The sequence below is a fragment of the Pseudomonas sp. 58 R 12 genome (genome assembly GCF_900005865.1).
Lineage (GTDB): Bacteria > Pseudomonadota > Gammaproteobacteria > Pseudomonadales > Pseudomonadaceae > Aquipseudomonas > Aquipseudomonas tritici.
In genome coordinates, this window is sequence record NZ_CVTP01000017.1 from 277,850 (window position 1) to 303,115 (window position 25,266).

Sequence of the window (25,266 nt, forward strand, 5' to 3'; positions counted from 1 at the left end):
GGGCGAGTCATTGCCGGGGCGCCGGTATCTGATCGAGCATTTGCTTGAGCACCTGGTCGACCTCCAGCCCGTCGATGTCCAACTCTGGCGCTATACGCACCCGATGACGCAGTACCGCCAAGGCGCATCCCTTGATGTCGTCCGGGGTGACGAATTCACCACCGCGCAACAGGGCGCGAGCACGCGCGCCACGCACCAGGGCGATGGAGGCCCGCGGCCCGGCGCCGATGGTCAGCCCCGGCCAACTACGGGTGGCGCGCGCCAGGCGCACGGCATAGTCGAGCACCTGTTCATCCAGGGCCAGTTCACTGGCAATCCGCTGCAGTTGCAGCACGTCCTCGGCCTGCAACACGGTGCGCAATGGGTGTACATCCAGCATGTCGGCCCGGGACGAGCGCGTGACTTCGCGCACCATGTCCAGCTCCTGCTGCGCGTCGGGATAATCCATGCGCACCTTGAGCATAAAACGATCCAGTTCCGCTTCCGGTAGGGGGTAGGTGCCTTCCTGTTCGATGGGGTTCTGGGTCGCGAGTACCATGAACGGTTGGCCGATAGGCAGCGCCTCGCCTTCAAGGGTGACTTGCCGTTCCTGCATGGCCTCAAGCAAGGCCGCCTGGGTCTTGGCCGGGGCGCGGTTGATTTCGTCGGCCAGCAACAAGTGGGTGAACACCGGGCCTTTGCGCAATTTGAATTGCTCGGTGTGCAGGTCATACACGGCGTGGCCGGTGACATCGCTGGGCATCAGGTCCGGGGTGAACTGGATACGCGCGAAATCGCCATCAAAGCAACGTGCGAGGGCGCGTACCAGCAGGGTTTTGCCCAGCCCTGGCACCCCTTCGAGCAGCACGTGGCCGCCGGCGATCAGTGCGGTCAGGACATCGTCGATCACCTGGTCCTGGCCAATCACTGCCTTGCGCAATTCAGTGCCTAGAGCCTGGGCTTGCCCGCTGGCACGCTGCAAGGTTTCGCTGGTCAGGGCAGTGGCGCTTGGAATTTCGCTCATAGGGCATTCCTGAGGGTTTGCAGGCACGCCACCTGCCGGCTGAAATCGGCGCTGGAAAGCCGTTTTGCCGGAAGTGGGCCAAGGGCCTGGCTGATGACGTGAGAGGGTTGGTGCGTCAGGTGTTCAAGTACCCGCCACTGTTCTGCATTGTCGAGGTGTTCAAAACCGGTGTGACGACGCCGGGCGGCACGCAAGACATCGCGCTGCAGGGCACGCAGCAGCGTGCCTTGGCCACTGCGGCGCAGCAGGAAGTCGGCGCTGGCTTTCAGGTGTTCCTGCAACTGGCGGCGTGCGTTGGGTGGGGGAGACTGGATCGGGCCTTGACGCATCCCGGCCCGCCACAGTGCCAGGGCGACCAGGGCAATGAGTGCGACCAGGGCCTGGGGGAAGTACCGCACCAGCAGGGTAAACAAGTCGTCGAAGTCACTGTTGAACAGCAGGGTCACGGCTGTGCCCTGGGTCAGATACCACAGCAGCCAGGCATTGTCGTGCCTACCAATACTCGGGTTTTTCCATAGGTCACTGTCGGTGATCACCGTGACGCGGCCTCTCCCAAGGTCGAGTTGCATCAGGTGGCTCGACCTTGCGCTGTTGGCAGAAAATTGAGCCAGGTGCTTGGGGTCGGTAAGGTTGAAGTCCGTGTCGAAACTGAAATAAGCCGGTGCGGTTTCATTGTCGACGTAGAATTTGGTCAGGTCCGAGGCTTTCTTTTTGAGAGGCTTCTTCTCGGTAGGCGCAAGCTCTTCAGGTTCATCACTCAAGGCCTGGTGGATATCCAGGCGATCGAGCAGCAGGTCGCCGCTTTTGCCAGTCTCTTCATCCCACAGCGCCTCGGCCACCAGTAACAGATGGCCGCCGGATTTGGCCCAAGCCAGCAGTTGCTCTACCTGGCGTGGTGACATGTTGCTGCGCTCGCCAAGCAATAACAGGCTGTGGCCCTTGGCGGGCAGCGTCGTCAACCGTTCCACGCTGTTGGCATGGTCCACGGCCAGGCCTTGTTGGCTCAGAAAGTGTTCTGCCGCCAGGTAGGGGTTCGCCAGGGCTTCTGGAGAAGGGCCGCGATCCACCACTTCGTCGTAGGGGATCGCCTTGCTCCACACGAAGTAACCACCCGCGCCAAGCAGGCACGCCAGCAATAATCCCACCCATATCAAAGGCCGGTTCATGAGGCGTTCCCCGAGCTGAACAGGGTGCGCCAATCACTGCAGAGTTTTTGCTGGGCTGAAAGGGGGGGAAGGTGATGGCCGTAGGCAAGGTTTTGCCAATGTCGGGTCAATTCGTCACTGAAGGCCAGCAGCTGCGGTTGTTGCAGCTGGTGCACGCGCGCCAGGACCTGGCCTTCTGTGTCAGCGCTTTTAAGCGGCAGATTGAAATCATGCAGCAGTCGGCTTAACAGGCCTCGGTACAGCAGGCCGAGGGCTTCCCTTGGTTGGGTGGCCCATAGGTGCTCGGCGGCGCTGGCAACGTCGTCGGGCAAGGTTTCGGTGCCCAGTTCGAGACCGAATAATTGTGTCGGCACGGGTTTCATGACGTTGGGCTTGCGCGGCCCGCGCCGGCTTACAAACGTGCTCAACCATTCGCGATAACGCCATGCCAGCATGATCAAGACGCCGATCAGCAGTCCCCATAACAGTACCTCCAAGCCCTGGGCGATGTGCTTGAAGGTATTGCTGTTGAGGTTGTTCAGCAGCGCCTTCAACCAGTCCGGGAGTTTACCGTCGCTGTGAGCCTTGTTTTTAACAGGGGTCTTGTCTTCGCCAAAGCGATAGCGGGTTACGGTTTCCGGATTTTTGAAGGGAGGCTTATCCAGCAGCGACTTGATGGATTGGCTCGCGTCCTGGGTGTTCAGTGGCTTGGCGGGGTTGGAAGCATCGGCCATGGCGGGTGGGCTGAATGGCAGAAGCGTCAGCCCTATTATCAGTAATAATAGCGGCGCTACGCTGCTCAGGCGCTGACGAAGGCGTCGGAACGCCAGTTCCAGGTCCCAGGCCTCGAGTACGGTGCGGCGGTTAAGGTAAAGGCTGAAACCGCAGGCGACATAGATGGGCTCCCAAAACACCAGGATCAATGCATAGAACGCGTTACTCAGGTGTTCCAGCCACAATTTTTCCGAGCTTGTCGCCAGTGCCAGACGTTGCCAGTCCCAATCCATCTCGACGTTCTGGGGAATGAACAGATAGAGCAGTGCCATGCAACCAAACCACAGGCCGATTTCCAGGTGCACCCCGATGGTTGTCAACCAACGTGCGGCTCCTGCGTTACGTTGCTGCAGCACGCCCAGGCGTTTTTGGCGTGCCGGGCCATTCAGGCCTTCGAGTTGACTCACCGGCATCACAAAGCTGCGGCTCAGGCTGAGTCGTCGCCAGGTCAGGCTGGCCAGCAGCTGGCCTTTCAGCAGTTTCGGCCACTCGTGCACGGCCTGCTTGATGCTGGGTGTTTCGCCAAACAAGGTCTTGGACAGGATGTAAAGCGGCAAACGGTCAAAGGCCGGTTTGAGCCACCAGAACACGAATAGTGCAGTAGACGGGTACTGCCACAGCAGTGCAGTCAGTAAGACGAACACTGGCAGGCTCACCAGCGCCCAACTGCCCATCAGTAGCAGGCGATATTCGCGGGCCATCAATACGCCAAGGTCCATGGCTTCCCAGGCAGTACGTGGGCGGATTACCACGCTTGCATCACTCAGGCGCATGGCGAGTCCTTCCGGCAAAGCCCAGGTAAGCCGCCACCAGCAGCCACAGAGCAGCGCCCACCAAGTATTTGACCCAAGGGGCGATGGCGGTGGTGGACGACCAATAAGCTTCGATAAAGGCAGCGATCAGCAGGAATATCATGACACCGCACAACATCTGCACGCTCTTGCGCGCTGCCCGCCGCAATGATTCGCCACGGGTCAATTGCCCGGGAGCGATCATCGCCCAGCCCAGTTGCAAGCCTGCGGCACCGGCGAGTGCGATTGCTGTCAGCTCGAATGCACCATGGCCTATGACGAATGACCAGAAGGTCTGCCCGTAGCCGATTTCAGTCAGGTGCCCGGAGACTGCACCGATGACCAGGCCGTTGAAAATCAGAAAGAACACACTGCCCAGCCCGAACAATAAACCGGCGGCGAACGTCTGGAACGCAATACCGGTGTTGTGCATCACGTAGTAGCCGAACATCATCCAGTCTTCGCTTGACGCACGCTCGGCGGCGCGGCCCAGGCGGCTGGCGTCGGGGTCATACATGCCCTGCATCTCGGCCACTTGCTGCGGGCTGACGACGCTATAAATCAAGTCGGGGAACAGGTAGACCAAGAGCGCGATACCTACCAGGCTGCCAAAAAACAGCAGGCTGGCGATCAGTACGAAACGCCATTGTTCTCGCACCAACCGAGGAAAATCGGCGAGTACGAACCCCAGCACATTTGCCGCCAATTGGCTGCGATGCCGGTAGAGCTGTTGGTGGCCGCGCAGGGCCAGTTGTTGCAACGGATCTACCAGATAGCTGCTGTAGCCGCGCGCCTGGGCCAGGGCCAGGTGTTGGCACAATCGTCGGTATTGATGGGGGAAGTCGGCCACGTCACTGGCTTTGGCCTTGCCTTGCTCCAACTGTTTCAGGTGTTCGGCAAAGGCTTGCCATTGAGGCTGGTAGCGGCTTTCGAAAAGGCTCTGTTTCATGTCGGCCCCAATAGGCCACGGGCCACACCATTGAGTTGCTCCACGGCGCGAGCCGGGGATACCTGCAAGGGCGCGGCGAGAATCGAGGCCAACTCATGAACGCGTTCGGTGGACAGTTCACCCTGACGTTCCGCGAAGCCAAGGATGGCCCGCTGTTCACTCAAATCCAGGGCGAAGGGCAGGCGCAAGGCCGCCGCTTGCGGGATTTGAGGGCGCACCAACGGCTGTTCCCGGTAGATCACCAGTGTGCCGGCGGCCAAGTCACCTAGGCGCTTGAAGTGAGGGTGTTGCAGGCAACTGATCGCGCCGAGAAAGTAGCCGAATGGCAGCATGTCGACAAACCGCAGCAGGTTACGGATCAGTGATGCGGACCAGCCAACCGGAGTGCCATCATCTTGGACGACACGCAGCCCCATGACCTGTTTGCCGGGTGAGCAGCCCTGGTTGAGTACTTCGAACAGCACCATGTACCACCAACTGATCAGGAACAGCAGCAGCGAACCCAGGCCGATGCCGACGTTGCCGAGCAAGGCCAATGGCACCAGCAGAATGCCCATGACGATCCCGCGCAAACCAAGGTCGAAGGCAAAGGCCAGCACGCGTGGCACCAGGCCGGCCGGGCGCAGGGGCAGATCGATGCCCTCCGGGGTTTCGATCTGGTAGCGGGTGTCCAATGGGGTTGACGGCATCGCGATCCTTGGCAGTGCGCAGAGGCTGGGAGACACGGATGCTAGCAGTGTCGGCGATGGAAGCAACCACTCAAGGTTTTACTGGATGTTTGTACAGTGCATTTGGTGCTGGTCGCGGACGCGGTTCAGCGCCTAGACTTTGTCGATCTTCAGTACAGGAATAGCCCGTGACCTCCATTTTCTGGTACGACTATGAAACCACCGGCATCAACCCGCGTAGCGATCGCCCACTCCAGGTAGCCGGCATCCGGACGGACTTTGAACTCAATGAGATTGGCGCCCCGGTCAATCTTTACTGCCGGCCCAGCGACGATATCCTGCCGCATCCCGTCGCCTGCGCGATTACCGGTATCACGCCCGCGATACTCGCGGAAAAAGGCCTGGCCGAGGCCGACTTCATGACGCGAGTGCATGCTGAACTGGCCGCGCCGGGTACTTGTGGCGCCGGCTACAACACCTTGCGATTTGACGATGAAATGACGCGCTACAGCCTGTACCGCAATTTTTTCGACCCTTACGCGCGGGAGTGGCAGGGCGGTAACAGTCGTTGGGATTTGATCGACGTGGTCCGCACGGCCTACGCCCTGCGCCCGGAAGGTATTGAATGGCCGCAACAGGATGGGCGTGTCACGCTCAAGCTGGAGCGCCTGACCGAAGCCAACGGTATCGACCATGGCCAGGCTCATGATGCGTTGTCCGATGTACGCGCCACGATTGCGTTGGCTCGACGGGTCCGTGAGAAGCAGCCCAAGCTGTATGAATGGTTGTTTCAACTGCGCAGCAAGCAACGGGTGATGGACCAGGTACGCTTGCTGCAACCGATGGTGCATATCTCCGGGCGGTTTTCCGCCGAGCGCCATTACCTGGGGGTGGTGCTGCCGCTGGCGTGGCACCCGCGCAATCGTAATGCATTGATCGTCTGCGATCTTGGGCTTGATCCACAAGGGTTGCTGGACCTTGATGCGGATGCCTTGCGCCAACGCCTTTATACCCGCCGTGACGATCTTGCCGAGGGTGAGCTGCCGGTACCGCTCAAGTTGGTACATATCAACCGCTGCCCGGTGGTTGCCCCGTTGAATGTGCTACGGGCTGAAGATCGTGAACGCTTGCACTTGGATATGAATATCTATCAGGAACGAGCGCTGCGGCTAACTGACGCACAGGAACTTTGGCGCGATAAGTTGGCGATCATTTACGCCGAAGATGATTTCGTCCCGAGTTCAGACCCGGAGCAACAGCTTTATGATGGTTTTATCGGAGATCGTGATCGGCGCTTATGCGAACAAGTCCGGACGGCCGAGCCTGCGCAATTAGCTCGCCAGCAATGGCCTTTTGATGATCAGCGTTTGCCTGAATTATTGTTTCGCTACCGCGCGCGTAACTTCCCCGATACCTTGAACAATGAGGAGCAACAACGCTGGACACTTTTCTGTCAGCAACGTTTGTCTGACCCGCAGTGGGGCGCGCCGAATACCCTTGGGGCATTTAAGCAGGCTCGGCAAGAGTTTGCCGTTAGTGCAACGCCGTTTCAGGCCGAGGTACTGGAGCAGTGGCAGGAGTATGCGGACTCTCTGGCCGCCAAGGTAAACCTGTAGTCGACTTTGACAAAACAGGCAGGCAATAAAAAACGCCAGCAGGCTGGCGTTTTTAAGGTGTTGCGTATAAGGCGCAGGAGGCCTGGCGAAGCTTAGCCCAGCAGGGTAGCCCAGCCTTCAACCACGTCACCGCCCCACTTGGCTTTCCACTCTTTCAGGGTTTTGTGGTTGCCGCCTTTGGTTTCAATCACTTCACCGTTGTGCGGGTTTTTGTATTGCTTGACTTTGCGAGCGCGCTTGGTGCCAGTAGTTTTTACAGCGCCGCGCGGTGCTTTAACTTTCGAATCTGGATCCAGCAGCGCGATGATGTCACGCAGGGATTTGGAGTATTCACCCATCAGGGTGCGCAATTTGCCTTCGAATTCCAGCTCGGTTTGCAGTTTGTCGTCTTGGGACAGATTCTTCAAACGGGCTTGCAGCTCTTTGATAGCTTCTTCGGTGGCACGGTATTCGTTGATCAGAGACATGTGGACTACCTTATGTAGAGCGCTGATTGACAGGGATAGTGGCCCAATAATAGTCAGGCGGTTTCCCCAAGTAAACATTTAAGGTCGTATTTATGTGAATTACTTTGAATGTTTGTAGCATTGCTATGCATTCGAGTTAATTACTAGGGCGTGAACCTAAGACAATCTGCTTGAAATGCGAGGAACACCCATAGGGTAACGCAGTAGATTCATATAAAGGTGGTAAAACCATAGGCTATTAAGGGGCATGGTACGGGCCGGCGATCAGAATAAGCCTCAACGAATACTGCAGTTTTCTCGCGCAATGGCTAGAATGGCGGCCTTTGTGAAGTTCTGGAGTTTCCCCCTAATGCGCACTTTTCGGCTGGTGATTGCTTGCCCGGACCGGGTCGGCATCGTTGCCAAAGTCAGTAACTTTCTGGCCTCCCACAATGGTTGGATCACCGAAGCGAGTCATCACTCGGACGATCTCAGCGGTTGGTTCTTCATGCGTCACGAGATTCGTGCCGACTCGCTGCCTTTTGGTCTTGATGCCTTCCGCGAAGCGTTTGCGCCGATCGCCGAAGAGTTTTCGATGACCTGGCACATCACTGACACCGAGCAGAAAAAACGTGTGGTATTGATGGCCAGCCGCGAATCCCACTGCCTGGCTGATTTGCTGCACCGCTGGCACAGCGATGAGCTGGACTGCGAGATCGCTTGCGTGATTTCCAACCATGATGACCTGCGCAGCATGGTTGAATGGCATGGCATCCCGTATTACCACGTGCCTGTCAACCCGCAGGACAAGGAGCCGGCGTTCGCTGAAGTCTCGCGTCTGGTCAAGCAACATGAGGCCGACGTTGTGGTGCTGGCGCGCTACATGCAGATCCTGCCGCCGGAGCTCTGCCGCGAATACGCTGGCAAGGTGATCAACATCCACCACAGCTTCCTGCCGTCCTTCGTAGGGGCCAAGCCGTACCACCAGGCTTCCCTGCGCGGCGTGAAGTTGATCGGCGCGACCTGCCACTACGTCACCGAAGAGCTGGACGCCGGCCCGATCATCGAGCAGGACGTGGTGCGTGTCAGCCACAGCGACAGCATTGAAGACATGGTGCGTTTCGGCCGTGATGTCGAGAAGATGGTCCTGGCCCGTGGCCTGCGTTACCACTTGGAAGACCGCGTGCTGGTGCACGGCAACAAGACGGTCGTGTTCTGACCGACGTGCTGTGATTGAAGAATGAAGGGCCTGGGCGTTAAATCGCTCCAGGCCCTTTTTCGTTGTGCGTTGTTGAGGATTGAGTCATGAGTGACCCGCTGGACAAAGCCACGTCAAAAGCCCCGGCGACCCTGGGGGAAGGGTGTTTGAGTCGATATGACCCGGATGACCTCGACAGTGAGGACGGCACCGAATTTCCCGGTGCCGCCGAGTTGTGGGAGCAGGAGCAGGGTAAGCCCGAGCCCGAGGACGCGTAATCGCCCGCCTGGATCAGATGCGGAAACTGCCCACCAATTGCTTCAATCGTGACGCTTGCCGCTCAAGGTCGCCACAGGCGCGCAGCGTGGACTGCAGGTTTTCCACGCCCTCCTGATTGAGGGTGTTGATCTCGGTAATGTCCATGTTGATCGACTCCACCACCGAGGTTTGTTCTTCAGTGGCAGTGGCGACCGACTGGTTCATGCCATCGATCTCACCGATACGCTGGGTCACGCTGTTCAAGCGTTCTCCGGCCAGGTTGGCGATGTCCACACTGTCGAGGCTGTGACGCTGGCTTTCACTCATGGTGCTGACCGAATCCCGGGCGCCGATTTGCAGTTCCTCAATCATCGTTTGCACTTGTTGCGCCGATTCCTGGGTGCGATGAGCCAGGTTGCGCACTTCATCCGCGACCACCGCAAACCCACGTCCGGCTTCCCCTGCGCGGGCCGCTTCGATGGCGGCGTTCAGTGCCAGCAGGTTGGTTTGCTGGGAAATACTGGTGATCACCTCAAGAATCTGCCCGATATTCACCGTCTTGCTATTGAGCGCTTCGATGTTGCTGCTGGAGGCGCTGATCATCGCCGACAGTTGGTTCATCGCCTTGATATTGCGCTCCACCACTTGCTGGCCGTCTTCAGCCAAGTGTCGCGCGTCGCTGGCCTGGCTCGACGCTTGAGCAGCATTGCGCGCGATTTCCTGGGCGGCAGCGCCCAGTTCGTTGATGGCGGCCGCCACGCTATTGGTGCGATTGGCCTGTTCGTCGGAGTTGACCATCGACGAATTGGACGCGCTGACGACCCGCAGCGCCACCTCATTGACCTGTTCGGTGGCCGAAGACACTTCACGGATCGAGGTATGAATACGTTCCACAAACCGATTGAATGCGATACCCAGCGTGCCGAATTCATCATTGTTCTGGATGCTCAGGCGACGGGTCAGGTCGCCTTCGCCGTCGGCTATGTCCTGCATGGCGCGCGTCATCACATGCAAGGGTTGCAACAGCACGCGGATCAGCATGCCGAGCAGGGCGATGATGATCACCACGGCAATGATCGTAGCGATGACCGCGGAAGTGCGGAATTCGCTGAGCATGGCGAAGGATTTGTCTTTATCTACCGAGATGCCGAGGTACCAGTTCACCGAGGGCAGTCCCTTGATCGGTGTGAAGGTCACGATAGCGTCTTTGCCGTTGGCCTCGACTTCGCTGAAGTCTGCGCTGATCTTCGGGGTGTTTTTCGGGTACACGTCGGCGAGGGTCTTCATCACCAGGTTTTTGTCCGGGTGTACCAATACTTTGCCATCGGCACTGACCAGGAAGGCATAGCCCATGCCGCCAAAGTTCAGCGCGCCAATGTTATCCACCAGCGTTTGCAGGCTCAGGTCGCCACCGACCACGCCGATGCTCTGGGTGCCCTGGGTGCTGGGGGTGGCAACGGAAATGATCAATTTGCCGGTGGCGGCATCGATGTAGGGTTCGGTCAGGGTTGAACCGTTGCTGCTCTGGGCGCCTTTGTACCAAGGGCGCACACGCGGATCGAAGCCGTCCGGCATCTTGGCGTCGGGGCGGATGGTGAAGGCGCCCTTGCTGTCGCCGACGTAGGTTGCCATGAACGAAGAGGTCAGTGCTTTTTGTTCCAGCAGGCTGGCAACGGCGGCAGGCTCGGGGTTGATAGCGATGTTTTGCGCGGCGTTTTCAACCAGTGCAATGCGCCCGGTCAGCCAGGTTTGAATGTTGCTAGCGGTGACATCGCCCATTTCATGCAGGTAGTTGTTGAGGTCGTCACGAATCGCGTTGCGTTGCAGGTAATCGTTGTAGAGGGTAAACAGCGCGAAAGCGGCGATGACGATAAGGGAGGCTGCAAGCAGGATTTTATGGCTGAAGCGCAGATTTTTATTCATGGCTTGTAGGGTCCGCTATGGTCTTAATATCCGAGGCGCGTCCTCGTGGGATACGCAAAATGGTAGCGTCAAAAAAGGTGTAATAATTCGGGTGATAGCTCTGTGGGTCACTGTAGGAACTATCCGACCTGTTTTAGACTTTGTGGGTCTCACATAGGCCTGTATCGACCTGGCGACACTAAAGATTAACCATGGGTGACGAAATGCCTGATTCCACGCAACTCCTTATCGGTGCTGACCTTTCTGGCCAGCCTATCGCCCAGGCCATGCGCCTGGCCAACCGTCACGGGTTGATCGCCGGCGCCACCGGCACGGGCAAGACCGTCACGTTGCAACGTCTGGCTGAAGCCTTCAGTGATGCAGGCGTGGCAGTGTTTGCTGCCGACATCAAGGGTGACCTGTGCGGCCTCGGCGCCGCGGCGAACCCCCAAGGCAAGGTCGCCGAGCGCATCGCCGGCATGCCTTTCCTGAACTACACGGCCAAGGCTTATCCGGTCACGCTGTGGGACATCCACGGGCAGTCTGGCCATCCGTTGCGCACCACCATCAGCGAAATGGGGCCGTTGTTGCTCGGTAGCCTGCTGGAACTTACCGACAGCCAGCAGTCGGCGCTCTATGCCGCCTTCAAGGTGGCGGATCGCGAAGGCCTGTTGCTTCTGGACCTCAAAGACCTCAAAGCACTGCTTAACCATCTGCGCTATCACCCGCAATTGCTGGGCGAAGACGCAGCGCTGATGACCACGGGTTCCAGCCAGGCATTGTTACGACGCCTGGCGGTGTTGGAACAGCAGGGCGCCGAAGCCTTGTTTGGCGAGCCGGCCTTGCAATTGGAAGATATCCTGCAGCCCACCAGCGACGGGCGCGGGCGCATCCACCTGCTGGACGCCAGCCGCCTGGTGCACGAAGCGCCGAAGGTATACGCGACGTTCCTGCTGTGGCTGTTGGCGGAATTGTTCGAGCAACTGCCCGAGCGCGGTGACGCCGACAAACCGCTGCTCGCACTGTTTTTTGACGAAGCGCATTTGCTGTTCGCCGACACGCCCAAGGCGTTGCAAGAGCGTTTGGAGCAGGTGGTGCGGCTGATTCGTTCGAAAGGCGTTGGCGTGTATTTTGTCACCCAGTCGCCAGGCGACCTGCCGGACAGCGTACTGGCCCAACTCGGCCTGCGCATCCAGCATGGCCTGCGGGCGTTTACCACTAAAGAACAGAAATCTTTGCGCGCCGTAGCGGACGGCTTCCGGCCAAACCCGGCCTTCGACGCGTTGTCGGTATTGACCGAACTGGGCACGGGTGAGGCTTTGGTGGGCACCTTGCAGGAAAAGGGCACGCCGGAGGTGGTCCAGCGCGTACTGGTCGCACCGCCACAATCACGGATCGGGCCGCTCAGCGAAGCCGAGCGCGCTGCCTTGGTCGCCAGTTCGCCATTGCAGGGCCGGTATGACAAACCGATCGATCGGGAATCCGCTTATGAAGTGCTTATGTCACGCAAGGAGCTTGGGCCGACCGAAGAGGCCAAGCCAGCCACCGATGAGCCAAGCTTTACCGACAGGGCCGGGGCGTTTCTCGGCACGACGGCGGGCAAGGCGCTGAAGTCAGCGATGCAGCAAGCCGCCAATCAGATGGGCCGGCAACTGGTGCGTGGTTTGTTGGGGTCGTTATTGGGCGGGAGCAAGCGCAAATAGCGAATCAGGGTTTGGGCTTGGCATGGGCAGCCAACCGCTCAAGCGCCGCGCGCAAGCCGGGGTCGCTGATGCCGTCGGCCGTTGCCTGAATGGTTTCGGCCGCATTTGTCGAGAGGTCCAGGGTATGACCCGCCACGCCGGGTAGGGGGGTGGGCGGTTGTACTTTGAATTGGATGCGCGTCAAACCAGCAAACTCATCAAAGGTCATCAATTGACGCTGCAGGCGTTTTTGCTGATAACGCAAACGCGTTGCCCAGTGGCCATCTGTGACAATAAGCAGCAGGTTCCCCTCACGCCACGACGCCACGCGGCAGTGTTCGCGCGCGGCGGGTTGCAGCTGGCTTTCGAGAAGGCGTTGCAGATGGCCCAAGCGTTGTGCATGGCCAAAGATAGCTTTCAACGGCTTGGCTTCGCGCAGCAACACGGCAGGCGCGCGGGCTGTTAGTGGGCGAAATGCCATTATTGGACACCTTAAGTAACAGAGCGGCCATCTTAGCAGAAAGCGCCTGTATGCCCTCAGGCCATGCCTCCATGGGGTTTTGTGCGTGAAATCAATCAGTAACTTCTTCGCTCCATGGGTTGAAGTTCCAGCAAAAGCCCTTATTTTAAACAAGCCCTCTCACAGCGCCGCACCAGCATCGGGGAACAACGCCACTTTCCTCACCCACGAATCCGGGTAGAATGCGCGTTCGCATGCGGCCGTGAGGGCTGCTCGGGCCACTCACGGTGCGCCCTCCATCCCTATGTGTGGAAGAACCTGCCGATATGTTTGCGCCTTTGTTAAAGAAACTTTTTGGAAGCAAGAATGAGCGCGAAGTCAAACGCATGCTCAAGACGGTGCAGCTGGTCAATGCCTTCGAAGAGCAGATGGTTGCCCTTTCGGACGAGCAATTGCGCGCCAAGACCGAAGAGTTCAAGGCCCGCATAGCCAAAGGTGAAACCCTCGACAAGCTGCTTCCCGAAGCCTTTGCGGTCGCCCGCGAAGCCGGCAAGCGTGTCATGGGCATGCGCCACTTCGACGTCCAGTTGATCGGGGGCATGACCTTGCATGAAGGCATGATTGCCGAAATGCGTACCGGTGAAGGCAAGACCCTGGTGGCAACCCTGGGCGTTTACCTCAACGCACTGTCCGGCAAGGGCGTGCACGTTGTGACGGTGAACGACTACCTGGCTCGCCGGGACGCCAACTGGATGCGCCCGCTCTATGAATTCCTTGGCCTGACCGTCGGCGTGGTAACGCCGTTCCAGCCGCCGGAAGAGAAGCGCGCCGCCTACGCTGCCGACATCACCTACGGCACCAACAACGAATTCGGTTTCGACTACCTGCGCGACAACATGGCGTTCAGCATGGAAGAAAAATTCCAGCGCGAACTCAACTTTGCCGTGATCGACGAAGTCGACTCCATCCTGATCGACGAAGCCCGTACCCCACTGATCATCTCCGGCCAGGCCGAAGACAGCTCGCGCCTGTACACCGAGATCAACAAGTTGATCCCGCGTCTGGAGCAGCACATCGAAGAAGTGGAAGGCGTAGTGACCAAAGAAGGTCACTTCACCATCGATGAGAAGACCCGCCAGGTCGAACTCAACGAAGCCGGTCACCAGTTCGTCGAAGACATGCTCACCCAGATCGGCCTGCTGGCCGAAGGCGAAAGCCTGTACTCGGCGCACAACCTGGGCCTGTTGACCCACGTGTATGCCGGTCTGCGCGCGCACAAACTGTTCCATCGCAACGTTGAATACATCGTGCAGGACGGCCAGGTCGTTCTGGTTGACGAACACACCGGTCGTACCATGCCGGGTCGTCGTCTGTCCGAAGGCCTGCACCAGGCCATCGAAGCCAAGGAAGTGCTCAACATCCAGGCTGAAAGCCAGACGTTGGCCTCAACCACGTTCCAGAACTACTTCCGTCTGTACAACAAACTGTCCGGCATGACCGGTACGGCTGACACTGAAGCGTTCGAATTCCACCAGATCTATGGCCTGTCGGTCGTCGTTATCCCGCCGAACAAGCCGCTGGCGCGTAAAGACTTCAACGACCTGGTGTTCCTGACTGCCGAAGAGAAATACGCGGCAATCATCAACGACATCAAGGATGGCATGGCCCAGGGTCGTCCGATCCTGGTGGGTACCGCCACCATCGAAACTTCCGAGCACGTGTCCAACCTGCTCAACAAGGAAGGTATCGAGCACAAGGTCCTCAACGCCAAGTTCCACGAAAAAGAAGCCGAGATCATCGCCCAGGCCGGTCGCCCAGGCGCGCTGACCATCGCCACCAACATGGCCGGTCGTGGTACCGACATCCTGTTGGGCGGTAACTGGGAAGTGGAAGTGGCTTCGCTGGAAGACCCGACTCCAGAGCAGATCGCACAGATCAAGGCGGATTGGCAGAAACGCCACCAGGCCGTGCTGGAGTCCGGTGGCTTGCAGGTAATCGCCTCCGAGCGTCACGAATCGCGCCGTATCGACAACCAGTTGCGTGGTCGTGCTGGTCGTCAGGGTGACGCCGGTTCCAGCCGCTTCTACCTGTCGCTGGAAGACAGCCTGATGCGCATCTTCGCCTCGGACCGCGTGAAGAACTTCATGAAGGCCCTGGGCATGCAGTCCGGTGAAGCGATTGAGCACCGCATGGTGACCAATGCCATCGAGAAGGCACAGCGCAAGGTTGAAGGGCGTAACTTCGATATTCGTAAGCAACTGCTCGAGTTCGATGACGTCAACAACGAGCAGCGTAAAGTGATCTATCACATGCGTAACACGTTGCTGGCCGCCGACAACATTGGCGAGACCATTGCTGACTTCCGTCAGGACGTGCTCAATGCCACCGTCAGCGCTCACATCCCGCCACAATCCCTGCCAGAGCAGTGGGATGTTGCCGGCCTGGAAGCCGCGTTGAAGAACGACTTCGGTGTCGAGTTGCCGGTTCAGCAGTGGTTGGACGAAGACGATCACCTCTACGAAGAGACCCTGCGCGAGAAGCTCATGACCGAGCTGCTGGCTGCGTACAACGAGAAAGAAGAGCAGGCGAGTGCCGAAGCACTGCGCACGTTCGAGAAGCAAATCGTGCTGCGCGTGCTGGACGACCTGTGGAAAGACCACCTGTCGACCATGGACCACCTGCGTCACGGCATCCACCTGCGTGGCTACGCCCAGAAGAACCCGAAGCAGGAGTACAAGCGCGAGTCGTTCACGTTGTTCTCCGAACTGCTGGATTCGATCAAGCGCGATTCGATCCGCGTGCTGTCCCACGTTCAGGTGCGTCGCGAAGACCCGATCGAGGAAGAAGCCCGCCTGCGCCAGGAGGCCGAGGCACTGGCGGCACGCATGCAGTTCCAGCATGACGAGGCGCCAGGTCTGGAAGCCCCTGAAGTACTGGGCGAAGAGATTGATGTGGCGCTGGCTCAAACCCCGGTTCGCAACGACCAGAAGCTGGGTCGCAACGAGCTGTGCTATTGCGGTTCGGGCAAGAAGTTCAAACACTGCCACGGCCAGATCGAATAAGATTTCCGCCTGACGCTGCAACACCCTGCGCCGCGACCGGCCTCTGCCGTCGCGGCGTTTTGCCATTAATTTCGCCGTCGATCATGACGGTACAGACATCACCGATTTTTAAGGAGCGCATTCATGGCTGTTGGTCTTGGTCCTTTGCCCACATTGCACCCGGTTGCCGGTTTTGAACTGGGTATCGCTTCGGCCGGCATCAAGCGCCCGGGGCGCAAGGATGTGGTGGTGATGCGTTGCGCCGAAGGCTCGACCGTCGCCGGGGTATTCACCCTCAATGCGTTCTGTGCCGCGCCGGTGATCCTGGCCAAGCAACGCGTGGCTGGCACCATCCGTTACTTGCTGACCAACACCGGCAATGCCAACGCCGGCACCGGCGAGCCTGGCCTGGTGGCCGCCGCGCGCACCTGCGCCAAGCTGGCCCAGTTGACCGGCGTCGACGCCAGCCAAGTGCTGCCGTACTCCACTGGCGTAATCGGTGAGCCGCTGCCCGTGGAAAAAATCGAAGGCGCACTGCAAGCCGCACTCGATGACCTGTCTGTGGATAACTGGGCGGCAGCGGCTACCGGCATCATGACCACCGACACCCTGCCAAAAGGCGCGAGCCGCCAGTTCGTGCACGGCGGCGTGACCGTCACCGTGACGGGCATCAGTAAGGGCGCGGGCATGATCCGCCCGAACATGGCCACCATGCTCGGTTACATCGCCACCGACGCCAAAGTCTCTCGCGATGTGCTGCACAGCTTGATCCTGGACGGCGCCAACAAGTCGTTCAACCGCATCACCATCGATGGCGATACCTCGACCAACGACTGCTGCATGCTGATCGCCACCGGCCAGGCCAACCTGCCGGAAATCACCGAGGCCAGCGGCCCGCTGTTCGCGGCGTTGAAGCAGGCCGTGTTCGAGGTGTGCATGGACGTGGCCCAGGCCATCGTGCGTGACGGCGAGGGCGCGACCAAGTTTGTGACGGTTGAAGTCAACGGCGGCGGCAACCACCAGGAATGCCTGGATGTCGGTTACACCGTGGCTCACTCGCCACTGATCAAGACCGCATTGTTCGCCTCTGACCCTAACTGGGGCCGTATCCTGGCGGCAGTCGGCCGTGCTGGCGTGCCAGACCTGGACGTGAGCAAGATCGACGTGTTCCTCGGTGATGTGTGCATTGCCAGCCGTGGCGCCCGCGCCGAGACCTACACCGAAGCCCAAGGCTCGGCGGTGATGCAGCAGGAAGAAATCACCATCCGCATCGAGCTGGGTCGCGGCGAGTGCAGCGAAACCATCTGGACCACCGACCTGTCCCACGAATACGTGAAGATCAACGCGGAATACCGTACCTGATCGCAGAGAGGAAAAGCGCGGTGAAACGAGTGCATGTAGCAGCAGCGGTAATCCGAGGTGTCGACGGCAGGATCCTGCTCGCGCGCCGCGCCGATACCCAGCATCAGGGCGGCCTCTGGGAGTTTCCCGGTGGCAAGGTGGAGGCTGATGAATCGGTCGCCAGTGCGCTGACCCGCGAATTGCAGGAAGAGCTGGGCATCCAGGTCATCACGGCGCGGCCGCTGATCAAGGTGCAGCATGATTACCCGGACAAGCAGGTGTTGCTGGATGTCTGGGAAGTCTCGGCCTTTACCGGCGAACCTCACGGCGCCGAAGGGCAGCCGCTGGAATGGGTTGCCCCTCGGGATCTTCTCAACTATGAGTTCCCGGCAGCCAATGCTCCGATTGTGGCGGCTGCGCGTTTGCCTGCTGAATACCTGATCACCCCTGGCGAGCTGGAAACCCCGACACTGTTGCGCGGTATCCAGCAAGCCATCGCCGGCGGCATCAAGCTGGTTCAGCTGCGCGCACCCAACGGCTACGACCCCAAATACCGCGATCTTGCGGTGGATGCGGTGGGTTTGTGTGCGGGCAAGGCCCAGCTGATGCTCAAGGGACCGTTTGAATGGTTGGGGGACTTTCCTGCAGCCGGCTGGCACATGACGGCGGCGCAACTGCGTAAATACGCGAGCAAGGGCCGCCCACTGCCGAAGGATCGCTGGCTGGCGGCTTCGTGCCACAACGCTGAAGAGCTGGCGTTGGCGCAAATGATGGACGTGGATTTTGTCACGCTGTCGCCAGTGCAGCCGACGCAGACTCATCCTGATGCACAGCCGTTGGGTTGGGAGCAGGCGGCTGAGTTGATCAGCGGGTTCAGCAAACCGGTATTTCTGTTGGGTGGGGTTGGGCCTGCTGAGCGGGAAAAAGCTTGGGAGGCTGGGGCTCAAGGTGTCGCTGGGATCAGGGCGTTTTGGCCGGAAGTTTGATGGGGTTCTGACGGGCCTCTTCGCGAGCAAGCCCGCTCCCACAGTTGACCGGGTTTCACCTTTGGAATGCAGTCAAATGTGGGAGCGGGCTTGCTCGCGAAGGCGTCAGGTCAGACGCCTCATAATTAATGAGGCTTGGCCGCGGCCTGCCACAACACCTCAGCAACACCCTGACGCTTGGCAATCACCCGCGCCGCCACAAACAACAAATCCGATAGCCGATTGATATACGCCAACCCAACCCCTTCCAACGGCTCTACCGCATTCAAGTGCTGACACCGCCGCTCCGCACTGCGCGCCAGGCTGCGGCATACATGGGCCTGGGCGATCAGCGCTGAGCCACCGGGCAGGATGAAGTTCTCCAGCGGCCCCACGTCCTCATTCCAGCGATCAATCGCAGCTTCCAGCCGGTCCACTTCCGCTGCATTCAACGCCTTGTACTCCGGCATCGCCAACTCGCCCCCCAGATCGAACAACCGATGCTGGCAAGGGCTCAGCACCTCGATCACGTCTTGCAGGCCCGGATGCTGGCCGCCCAGTCCTTCGAGATAGGCCAACAGCAACCCGAGCTGACTGTTGAGCGAGTCGACTTCGCCAATCGCCTCTATGCGCGGGTGGTCCTTGGGGACGCGGCGGCCGTCGCCGAGGCCGGTTTCGCCTTTGTCGCCGGTACGGGTGTAGATCTTCGACAGGCGAAAGCCCATGGTCAGTGCTCCAGTTGGTTCAATTCGTAGGGGGCAGTTGGCTGCCGGCCAAGGGTAGGCGCAGGGTGAAGCAGGTGCCTTGGCCGAGGGTGGAGTGCACCTCCATCTGGCCCTTGTGGTTGTTGGTGATGATGAAATACGACACCGACAGCCCAAGCCCGGTGCCCTGGCCGATTTCCTTGGTGGTAAAGAACGGTTCGAAGGTGCGCTTACGCACGTTCTCGCTCATGCCGATGCCGTTGTCTTCCACCTGGATCTCTGCCCACGGCGGGTTGAGGCGGGTACGCAGGATAATGCGACCCGGCTCGCTACCGTCTGCACGCAGGTGGATGGCCTGGGCGGCATTTTTCAGCAGGTTGAGCAGCACCTGTTCCAACTCGTTGGCGGTGCCCGGAACCGGGCCCAGTTGGGGGTCGAACTGGCGGGTGATCGCCTGGCCCTTGAAGTCAAAGCCGATGGCCAGGTCGAAGTCGTTACCGGCGATTTCCACGGCTTGGTCGATCAGCGCCGGCAAATCGCAAGGCGCCATTTGCCGGTTGCTACGGCGGCTGAAACTGAGCATATGGGTGACGATCTTCGCCGCCCGCGCTCCGGCCTGCTGAATACCATCGAGCAGCTGCGGCACTTCGCGGCCTTCGAGATAGCGGTTGACCGTATCCAGTTCGATGCCAGCCTGTTCAGCGTGCTCCAGGTTCTTGGGCAGGTCGGGAGACAAGCGGCGGCGGATGTTCTGCACGTTATGCAGGATCGCCCCCAGCGGGTTGTTGATCTCATGGGCCATACCAGCGGCCAGGCCACCCACAGACAGCATTTTTTCCGACTGCACCATCATTTCTTCCAGGGACAGGCGCTGGGTGATGTCATCGATACGGATCACCACGCCACGCCCGGCACCGCCCATCAGCGGGTAGAAGGTCAAGGCGTAATGCTTGGGTTCATCGTCCTTGAACCAGGTGACGCGCTCGATGCGCTCCACGGTGTGCTGTTCGACGGCTGCCCTGATCTGCGGCAGGTACGGTTTGAGCGGCTGGAAGGCCAGGTAGATCGGCTGGTTCAGGGCTTCATCCAGGCGCGTACCGGAGAGGGCGCTGGCCTCCTGGTTCCATTGGGTGACGTAGAGCTGTTCATCCAGGGCGATCAGCGCCGAGGGCATCGAGTCGATGATGCTGTTCAGATAGTTCTGAAACCCGGTGAGCTTTTTCTCGATCTTGCTGCGAACCTGAACTTCCAGTTCGAGCTTGCGATTGGTGTGGCGCGTTTCTTCGGCCAGGCCCTGGGCTTGGTCGTAGGCGGCCTGGGAGTCGTCCCGCGCACGCTTGAGTTGCTGCTCGCGCGCTTCGATACGCGACAGCATGGTGTTGAAGGCTTCGGCCAGGCTGCCGATTTCATCGTGATTGCCACGGCCGGCACGCAGGGCGTAGTTCTCTTCGCGGGTGACTTGGCGCGAGAGTTCTTCCAGTTCATGGATCGGCCGGGTGATCAGGCGTTTGATCTGGCGGGCAATGACCAGCCACAGCAGCACGCTGAAAATCAGGATGCCCAGGCTGGCCGTGAGCGTGCCGGTATAGAACGCCACCGGCAATTCACTGCTGGCTACCAGCAACAGATGCCCGGACGGTTGGCCCGCACGGGGCAGGGTGATGATCTGATTACTGCGAAACTCGGTGACACGCCAGGCTTCGATATGCCGGTAGTGGTCCGGCAGGTGCAGGCGGTCGCCGTGTTGCATCTGCGCCAAGAGATTGCCAGCACCGTCGTACAGGGCGGCGGCACGCAGGGGGGAATAGCTGGTCAGTTCATTGAGCAGGGCGTCAGCTTTCGCGGGCGACTCAAGGGCCTCGGCGGCGAGCGCGGGGTTGGACACAAGGCGGCCAATGGCCTGCAACGCCTGGGGCGCCATGCTTTCCTGGGAGATCCAGTAGGCGGCGCTGATAAAGGTCAGGTTGGCCACCAGCAAGACGGTGGTCAGCAGCACCAGCAGGGCGGCCAGCAGTTTCTGCCCGACCGGTAGGTTTTCAAGACGCTGGCGCAGCGGCATCAGGGTTTTCCCAGGTAATAGACAGACGGGCAGGGTAGCGCGTGGCTCAGCCGCGGGGCAATCCGCGTGCAAGTAACTGCTCGACCAGGCGTACTTGCAGCTGTTGCAAATGCGGCAGGCTCAACTGATGACGGGTGGCCGCCTGGCAAGCATAGCCCAATAGATAGCTGATTTCGGTGCGTCGGCCGGCAGCCACGTCCTGGAACATGGAGGAGTAATTGGCGGCCGTGGCGTGGATTACCCTTTCTACTTCGTGCTGCAGGTCCTGCGCCGCAGCGGGTTGGCCGCAGCATTCCAGCAGTTCACCCAGTTCGGCGCAAAGGGTGGCGACTTCGCAGTGATGGGCTTGCAGTTCCCCATTGCGGCACTGGTACAGCACCGTCAGTGGGTTGATCGCACAATTGAGTGCCAATTTGCGCCACAGCCGCGTGAGGATATCGGTGCTCCAATCGTGGGGGATGCCGGCAGCGTTCAAATCATCGAGCCAAAGTGGCGGGGTAGGGTGGCTTACATCGCCCAGCCAAGTGTAGCCATGGCCGGCGAACACCACGCGCCAGTCGCCATCGCGAAATGCGCCTTCGGTGCTGGAGGCAAAGATGCAGCGAGCCTGGGGCAGTTGCGCGGCCACTGCGTCTTGGCTGCCAAGGCCGTTCTGCAACAGGATCAGCTCGGCATCGGGTGTCAGCCGATGTTGCAACTGTGCGACAGCGTCTTGGGCGTCGTAGGCTTTGCATGCCACTAGCAGGCGGTGAATCGGTTCGGGGCTGTCGGGTATTTCGCCGATCACCGGGTAGGTGTGTTCGACGCCCTGTTCTACCAGGGTCAGCCCCTTGGCAGCCTGATAACTGGCCAGGCGTGCCTCGTCGCGCAGGATCAACCTTACGGGCACGCCCGCGCGCGCCAGGCGAGTGGCCCAGAGTGTGCCCAGGCTGCCAGCGCCGAGAATATGCCAGGTGGTCGACATCAGTTTGTGCTCCGTAGGGTCGCTCACAGTGAACGGGGCGAAAGAACCGCTATAATGCTCCGGCATTTTAGCTCGGGCGCGCCCCATCTCTACTGAGCCCGCCCCTTATATTGGAGAAATGACATGCCTTCGTTCGACGTGGTATCCGAACTGGACAAACACGAAGTCACCAACGCCGTCGAGAACGCCGTCAAGGAGCTGGATCGCCGCTATGACTTGAAAGGCAAGGGCAGCTTCGAATTCAAGGAAAAGGAACTGACCGTCAACCTGACCGCTGAAGCCGATTTCCAGCTGGAAGCGATGATCGAAATCCTCAAGCTGTCGCTGGTCAAGCGCAAGATCGATGCGCAATGCCTTGAAATCAAGGACGCCTACGCCTCCGGCAAGTTGATGAAGCAGGAAGCCGTGCTCAAGGAAGGCATCGATAAGGAGCTGGCGAAGAAGATCGTGGCCCACGTCAAGGACGCCAAGCTGAAAGTCCAGGCCGCCATCCAGGGTGAGCAGGTGCGTATCACTGGCAAGAAGCGTGACGACCTCCAAGAGGCCATTGCGGCCTTGCGTGCCAAGACGTTCGATATGCCGCTGCAGTTCAATAACTTCCGCGACTGATGGCACATTGGGGAACCCGCGGGCGTTTTTGACGTCCCACGCCCCATAAACCTACGCCTGCTCTTGAGCCCTACGGGGCTCAATTGCATTGGTGGCCACCGAATACGCCGAACATCCGGTAACCAGGAGAATGTAGATGGATTTGAACGCTGAAATGGATCACTTGATCAAGACCTCACAGTCGTGGATCCCGATGATCATGGAATACGGCAGCCGGGTATTGCTCGCTGTCATCACCCTGGCCATTGGTTGGTGGCTGATCAACGTATTTACCCACCGAGTGGGGCGTTTGCTGGCCATCCGTAACGCGGACCTGGCACTGCAGCACTTCGTCACCAGCCTGGCGAACATTGCGCTCAAAGTCATGCTGATTGTCAGCGTGGCCTCAATGATCGGCGTGGCGACCACCTCGTTCGTTGCTGCGATCGGTGCCGCTACCCTGGCCATCGGCCTGGCGTTGCAAGGCAGCCTGGCCAACTTTGCCGGCGGCGTATTGATTCTGTTGTTCCGTCCGTTCCGTATTGGTGACTGGATCGAAGCTCAGGGCACCTCGGGTACCGTCGACAGCATCCAGATCTTCCACACTGTGCTGCGTACCGGCGACAACAAGACGGTAATCGTACCTAACGGCATCCTGTCCAACGGCATCATTACCAATACCAATCGCCAGCCGACTCGCAAGGTGGTGTTTGACGTAGGTGTGGACTATGACGCTGACCTGCAGAAAGCCCGCGAAGTGCTGCTGGAACTGGCGAAAGATCCGCGCGTGCTGGCGGACCCGGAAGCTGTGGCCGTGGTTTCAACCCTGGGTGACAGCTCAATCACTGTGTCCTTGCGCTGCTGGACGAAGACGTCGGATTACTGGGATGTGATGTTCCTGTTCAATGAACTGGCACGTGACCGTTTGAAAGCGGCGGGGATTGATATTCCGTTTCCGCAGCGCGTTATTCGTGTAATGCAGGAAACCGCCGCTAAGTAATGTCGAGCAATAACCGTGGACTTGGCCATTAGGTCAGGTTCAAGGTGCTGGTGTTAATCTAGTTAGTTAGCTTGCTAGTTATTCTGGCGCTGAAACATTACAGCCATAAAAAAGCCGCTCCTTTGTTAACAAGGGAGCGGCTTTTTTTGTTTAAGGCCGAAGCCTTAAGTCATCGTTGTAATCAAACCGTCAATTACAAGATGTTCAGCGGGTATTGCGCGATCAGACGCAGTTCGTCGATCGAAGGCGAACCGTAGTAAACGCCATCACCGGAACGGTAGGTCGCTTGACGCAGACGCAGGCTCAGGTCTTTAGCCGGGCCATTCTGAATCACGTACTTGGCTTCGATGTCGCGTTCCCACTCTTTACCGTTCGAGGTGGTGGCGGTGTTTGCGCCGCTACCGGTCACGTAACGAGTCATGAAGCTCAGGCCAGGAATGCCAAAGGTTGCCATGTTGATGTCATAACGAGCCTGGTAGGACTTCTCGCCTTCGGCGTTGAAGTCGGAACGGGCGATGGAGTTGGCCAGGAACACTGTGCCGCCGCCGTCTACGCCATAGCCGTAGTCGCCGTCACCGGTAACTTTCTGGGCTGCCAGAGTGAAGGTATGTGCACCAATGGTGTAGGCACCCTGCAAGCTGAACGCGCGGTTGTCGAGCTTAGTGCGCTCTGCGAAAGGCAGGGCACTGTCTTTGGAAGCACGTTGCAGGCCTTCACCTTCGCTCTTGGTGTCGTAGATGTTGAAGTCCAAGGCAAACGACTGATCGTCGCTCAGCGCGTGGGTCCAGTTCAGGTTGCTGTAGTACTTACGGAAGTAATCTTCGGTCTTCGCGTAGTACAGGCTACCGGTGAACTCTGGAGTGAAGGAGTACACACCACCGACAAAGTCGGTTTTGGTCAGGCCCAGGCTGTCATGGTAAGTCTGGTTCTGCGCAACGCTGGAGGTGAAGTGACCGCCTTCCAGCTTCAGGCCCTTGATCTCGCTGCTGGTGATCGAGATACCTTGTGGCAGCTCTGGCAGCAAGCGGCTGTCGTCAGAGGCGAACACAGGTGCTGTGGTGTACTGGTCACCGATTTTCAGGACCGTATCAGAGATACGGAACTTAACGGCGCCACCGCCTTTGGAGTAATCGTCTTGCGAGCGACCGTCGGAACCGGTTGGGAACAGACCGGTACCAGCGCGACCCTTGCCGCTGTCAAGCTTGACACCCAGCAGGCCAATCACGTCAACACCGACACCGATGGTGCCTTGGGTGAAGCCCGACTGGTACAGGGCGTTGAAGCCAAGACCGGACTCTTCGGCACGGCTCTGAGAGCCCGGGCCCGACGGGTTGTTACGGAAGTCGCGACTGAAGTACAGAGCGCGGGTATTAATGCTGAAAGTGCTGTCTTCAACAAAGCCTTTGGAATCGCTTTGGGCGGACGCCATTGCGAACTGCGTAGTGCCTGCTGAAACAGCCAGGGCGATCATGCTCCACTTCATCACGCGCATCGTGATTTGCTCCTTTGGTTTTAGGAAGAGTACTGCCGTCCCACCTGTATTTTTGTCTGGGCGGCTCTTTCTTTTTGTGTCGGCGCAAAGTTATATCACGCTGACATTGTTGGCGATACTTGCCCCACTTTCCTTTCAGCTTCTTTACGAGCTGGTCGTAAATTGCTAGATCCATGTCGCAATTTCACAGCCTCACTGTAACGAGACTGACAACTTCAAT

The 25,266-nt window shown here is 59.2% G+C and carries 21 protein-coding genes and 1 pseudogene; 9 read left to right on the forward strand and 13 right to left on the reverse strand.

Annotated features, from left to right (window positions below):
• Positions 1-7: 7 nt before the first annotated feature.
• Genes BFP95_RS14145 through BFP95_RS14165 form a run of 5 tightly spaced genes read right to left on the reverse strand, consistent with a single transcriptional unit; the run spans position 8 to position 5,351 of the window.
• The gene (locus BFP95_RS14145; RefSeq protein ID WP_065873613.1) at positions 8-1,003 is read right to left on the reverse strand and encodes an AAA family ATPase; all 996 of its coding nucleotides are present in this window, start codon (positions 1,001-1,003) and stop codon (positions 8-10) included.
• Positions 1,000-2,169, reverse strand: coding sequence for a DUF4350 domain-containing protein (locus BFP95_RS14150; protein ID WP_065910338.1), 1,170 nt, complete (start codon positions 2,167-2,169; stop codon positions 1,000-1,002). Before BFP95_RS14150 ends, BFP95_RS14145 begins: the two co-directional genes overlap by 4 nt.
• Positions 2,166-3,695 carry a DUF4129 domain-containing protein gene (locus BFP95_RS14155; RefSeq protein WP_065873611.1) on the reverse strand — a complete coding sequence of 510 codons (1,530 nt, stop codon included), beginning with the start codon at positions 3,693-3,695 and terminating at the stop codon, positions 2,166-2,168. Before BFP95_RS14155 ends, BFP95_RS14150 begins: the two co-directional genes overlap by 4 nt.
• Positions 3,682-4,662 carry a stage II sporulation protein M gene (locus BFP95_RS14160; RefSeq protein ID WP_065873639.1) on the reverse strand — a complete coding sequence of 327 codons (981 nt, stop codon included), beginning with the start codon at positions 4,660-4,662 and terminating at the stop codon, positions 3,682-3,684. The genes BFP95_RS14155 and BFP95_RS14160 overlap by 14 nt, the downstream gene beginning before the upstream one ends.
• Positions 4,659-5,351, reverse strand: a complete 693-nt coding sequence (locus BFP95_RS14165) for an RDD family protein (protein ID WP_065873610.1) — start codon at positions 5,349-5,351, stop codon at positions 4,659-4,661. Before BFP95_RS14165 ends, BFP95_RS14160 begins: the two co-directional genes overlap by 4 nt.
• Before the next feature lie 167 nt (positions 5,352-5,518).
• Between BFP95_RS14165 and sbcB the strand changes: the two genes are divergently transcribed.
• Entirely contained in the window at positions 5,519-6,946 is a 1,428-nt protein-coding gene (gene sbcB / locus BFP95_RS14170) for an exodeoxyribonuclease I (protein ID WP_065873609.1), read from the forward strand.
• A 92-nt stretch (positions 6,947-7,038) separates the two neighbouring features.
• Here sbcB and mvaT read toward each other — a convergent pair whose 3' ends face one another.
• Entirely contained in the window at positions 7,039-7,413 is a 375-nt protein-coding gene (gene mvaT / locus BFP95_RS14175) for a histone-like nucleoid-structuring protein MvaT (protein WP_008432352.1), read from the reverse strand.
• Positions 7,414-7,762: 349 nt separating this feature from the next.
• Between mvaT and purU the strand changes: the two genes are divergently transcribed.
• Positions 7,763-8,611 carry a formyltetrahydrofolate deformylase gene (purU, locus tag BFP95_RS14180; RefSeq protein ID WP_065873608.1) on the forward strand — a complete coding sequence of 283 codons (849 nt, stop codon included), beginning with the start codon at positions 7,763-7,765 and terminating at the stop codon, positions 8,609-8,611.
• A gap of 86 nt (positions 8,612-8,697) precedes the next feature.
• Complete coding sequence (locus BFP95_RS29790; protein ID WP_175403015.1) at positions 8,698-8,868, forward strand: hypothetical protein; 171 nt, start codon at positions 8,698-8,700, stop codon at positions 8,866-8,868.
• 13 nt (positions 8,869-8,881) lie between these two features.
• On the opposite strand, the gene BFP95_RS30345 is transcribed toward BFP95_RS29790, so the two are convergent.
• Positions 8,882-9,646: a methyl-accepting chemotaxis protein gene (locus tag BFP95_RS30345; protein ID WP_371905447.1), complete on the reverse strand. Its 765-nt coding sequence runs from the start codon at positions 9,644-9,646 to the stop codon at positions 8,882-8,884.
• A gap of 93 nt (positions 9,647-9,739) precedes the next feature.
• Positions 9,740-10,771: pseudogene (locus BFP95_RS30350) on the reverse strand (cache domain-containing protein); the annotation flags it as partial.
• Between the two features lie 203 nt (positions 10,772-10,974).
• On the opposite strand from BFP95_RS30350, the gene BFP95_RS14190 reads away from it, so the two are divergent.
• Positions 10,975-12,453 carry a helicase HerA-like domain-containing protein gene (locus tag BFP95_RS14190; protein ID WP_065873638.1) on the forward strand — a complete coding sequence of 493 codons (1,479 nt, stop codon included), beginning with the start codon at positions 10,975-10,977 and terminating at the stop codon, positions 12,451-12,453.
• Positions 12,454-12,457: 4 nt separating this feature from the next.
• Here the strand turns inward: BFP95_RS14190 and BFP95_RS14195 are convergent, their stop codons facing one another.
• On the reverse strand, positions 12,458-12,913 hold the full coding sequence (locus BFP95_RS14195) for a DUF721 domain-containing protein (RefSeq protein WP_065873606.1): 456 nt from the start codon (positions 12,911-12,913) through the stop codon (positions 12,458-12,460).
• A gap of 305 nt (positions 12,914-13,218) precedes the next feature.
• Here BFP95_RS14195 and secA point away from each other — a divergent pair, with 305 nt between their 5' ends.
• The 3 genes from secA (at position 13,219) to BFP95_RS14210 (ending at position 18,260) form a co-directional block, all read left to right on the forward strand.
• Positions 13,219-15,954 (forward strand): preprotein translocase subunit SecA, encoded by a 2,736-nt coding sequence (gene secA, locus BFP95_RS14200; RefSeq protein ID WP_065873605.1) that lies wholly within the window; start codon positions 13,219-13,221, stop codon positions 15,952-15,954.
• 123 nt (positions 15,955-16,077) lie between these two features.
• Positions 16,078-17,295 carry a bifunctional glutamate N-acetyltransferase/amino-acid acetyltransferase ArgJ gene (gene argJ / locus BFP95_RS14205; protein WP_065873604.1) on the forward strand — a complete coding sequence of 406 codons (1,218 nt, stop codon included), beginning with the start codon at positions 16,078-16,080 and terminating at the stop codon, positions 17,293-17,295.
• A 20-nt stretch (positions 17,296-17,315) separates the two neighbouring features.
• Positions 17,316-18,260 (forward strand): Nudix family hydrolase, encoded by a 945-nt coding sequence (locus BFP95_RS14210; RefSeq protein ID WP_065873603.1) that lies wholly within the window; start codon positions 17,316-17,318, stop codon positions 18,258-18,260.
• Positions 18,261-18,385: 125 nt separating this feature from the next.
• Here the strand turns inward: BFP95_RS14210 and BFP95_RS14215 are convergent, their stop codons facing one another.
• Genes BFP95_RS14215 through BFP95_RS14225 form a run of 3 tightly spaced genes read right to left on the reverse strand, consistent with a single transcriptional unit; the run spans position 18,386 to position 21,966 of the window.
• The gene (locus BFP95_RS14215) at positions 18,386-18,964 is read right to left on the reverse strand and encodes a cob(I)yrinic acid a,c-diamide adenosyltransferase (protein WP_065873602.1); all 579 of its coding nucleotides are present in this window, start codon (positions 18,962-18,964) and stop codon (positions 18,386-18,388) included.
• 19 nt (positions 18,965-18,983) lie between these two features.
• Positions 18,984-21,002: a sensor histidine kinase gene (locus tag BFP95_RS14220; protein ID WP_065880993.1), complete on the reverse strand. Its 2,019-nt coding sequence runs from the start codon at positions 21,000-21,002 to the stop codon at positions 18,984-18,986.
• A 46-nt stretch (positions 21,003-21,048) separates the two neighbouring features.
• Positions 21,049-21,966 (reverse strand): putative 2-dehydropantoate 2-reductase, encoded by a 918-nt coding sequence (locus BFP95_RS14225; RefSeq protein ID WP_065873600.1) that lies wholly within the window; start codon positions 21,964-21,966, stop codon positions 21,049-21,051.
• A gap of 123 nt (positions 21,967-22,089) precedes the next feature.
• Here BFP95_RS14225 and BFP95_RS14230 point away from each other — a divergent pair, with 123 nt between their 5' ends.
• Together BFP95_RS14230 and BFP95_RS14235 are read left to right on the forward strand one after the other, a co-directional pair.
• Complete coding sequence (locus tag BFP95_RS14230) at positions 22,090-22,575, forward strand: YajQ family cyclic di-GMP-binding protein (RefSeq protein WP_003209785.1); 486 nt, start codon at positions 22,090-22,092, stop codon at positions 22,573-22,575.
• Positions 22,576-22,711: 136 nt separating this feature from the next.
• Complete coding sequence (locus tag BFP95_RS14235) at positions 22,712-23,554, forward strand: mechanosensitive ion channel family protein (RefSeq protein WP_049711744.1); 843 nt, start codon at positions 22,712-22,714, stop codon at positions 23,552-23,554.
• Positions 23,555-23,747: 193 nt separating this feature from the next.
• Here the strand turns inward: BFP95_RS14235 and BFP95_RS14240 are convergent, their stop codons facing one another.
• Positions 23,748-25,046, reverse strand: coding sequence for an OprD family porin (locus tag BFP95_RS14240; protein WP_065873599.1), 1,299 nt, complete (start codon positions 25,044-25,046; stop codon positions 23,748-23,750).
• Positions 25,047-25,266: the final 220 nt, after the last annotated feature.

Coding starts and splice junctions, on each gene's coding strand:
- BFP95_RS14145 (WP_065873613.1), bottom strand. CDS start 1,003: ATGAGCGAAATTCCAAGCGCCACTGCCCTGACCAGCGAAACCTTGCAG.
- BFP95_RS14150 (WP_065910338.1), bottom strand. CDS start 2,169: ATGAACCGGCCTTTGATATGGGTGGGATTATTGCTGGCGTGCCTGCTT.
- BFP95_RS14155 (WP_065873611.1), bottom strand. CDS start 3,695: ATGCGCCTGAGTGATGCAAGCGTGGTAATCCGCCCACGTACTGCCTGG.
- BFP95_RS14160 (WP_065873639.1), bottom strand. CDS start 4,662: ATGAAACAGAGCCTTTTCGAAAGCCGCTACCAGCCTCAATGGCAAGCC.
- BFP95_RS14165 (WP_065873610.1), bottom strand. CDS start 5,351: ATGCCGTCAACCCCATTGGACACCCGCTACCAGATCGAAACCCCGGAG.
- mvaT (WP_008432352.1), bottom strand. CDS start 7,413: ATGTCTCTGATCAACGAATACCGTGCCACCGAAGAAGCTATCAAAGAG.
- purU (WP_065873608.1), top strand. CDS start 7,763: ATGCGCACTTTTCGGCTGGTGATTGCTTGCCCGGACCGGGTCGGCATC.
- BFP95_RS29790 (WP_175403015.1), top strand. CDS start 8,698: ATGAGTGACCCGCTGGACAAAGCCACGTCAAAAGCCCCGGCGACCCTG.
- BFP95_RS30345 (WP_371905447.1), bottom strand. CDS start 9,646: ATGGTCAACTCCGACGAACAGGCCAATCGCACCAATAGCGTGGCGGCC.
- BFP95_RS14190 (WP_065873638.1), top strand. CDS start 10,975: ATGCCTGATTCCACGCAACTCCTTATCGGTGCTGACCTTTCTGGCCAG.
- BFP95_RS14195 (WP_065873606.1), bottom strand. CDS start 12,913: ATGGCATTTCGCCCACTAACAGCCCGCGCGCCTGCCGTGTTGCTGCGC.
- secA (WP_065873605.1), top strand. CDS start 13,219: ATGTTTGCGCCTTTGTTAAAGAAACTTTTTGGAAGCAAGAATGAGCGC.
- argJ (WP_065873604.1), top strand. CDS start 16,078: ATGGCTGTTGGTCTTGGTCCTTTGCCCACATTGCACCCGGTTGCCGGT.
- BFP95_RS14215 (WP_065873602.1), bottom strand. CDS start 18,964: ATGGGCTTTCGCCTGTCGAAGATCTACACCCGTACCGGCGACAAAGGC.
- BFP95_RS14220 (WP_065880993.1), bottom strand. CDS start 21,002: ATGCCGCTGCGCCAGCGTCTTGAAAACCTACCGGTCGGGCAGAAACTG.
- BFP95_RS14225 (WP_065873600.1), bottom strand. CDS start 21,966: ATGTCGACCACCTGGCATATTCTCGGCGCTGGCAGCCTGGGCACACTC.
- BFP95_RS14230 (WP_003209785.1), top strand. CDS start 22,090: ATGCCTTCGTTCGACGTGGTATCCGAACTGGACAAACACGAAGTCACC.
- BFP95_RS14235 (WP_049711744.1), top strand. CDS start 22,712: ATGGATTTGAACGCTGAAATGGATCACTTGATCAAGACCTCACAGTCG.
- BFP95_RS14240 (WP_065873599.1), bottom strand. CDS start 25,046: ATGCGCGTGATGAAGTGGAGCATGATCGCCCTGGCTGTTTCAGCAGGC.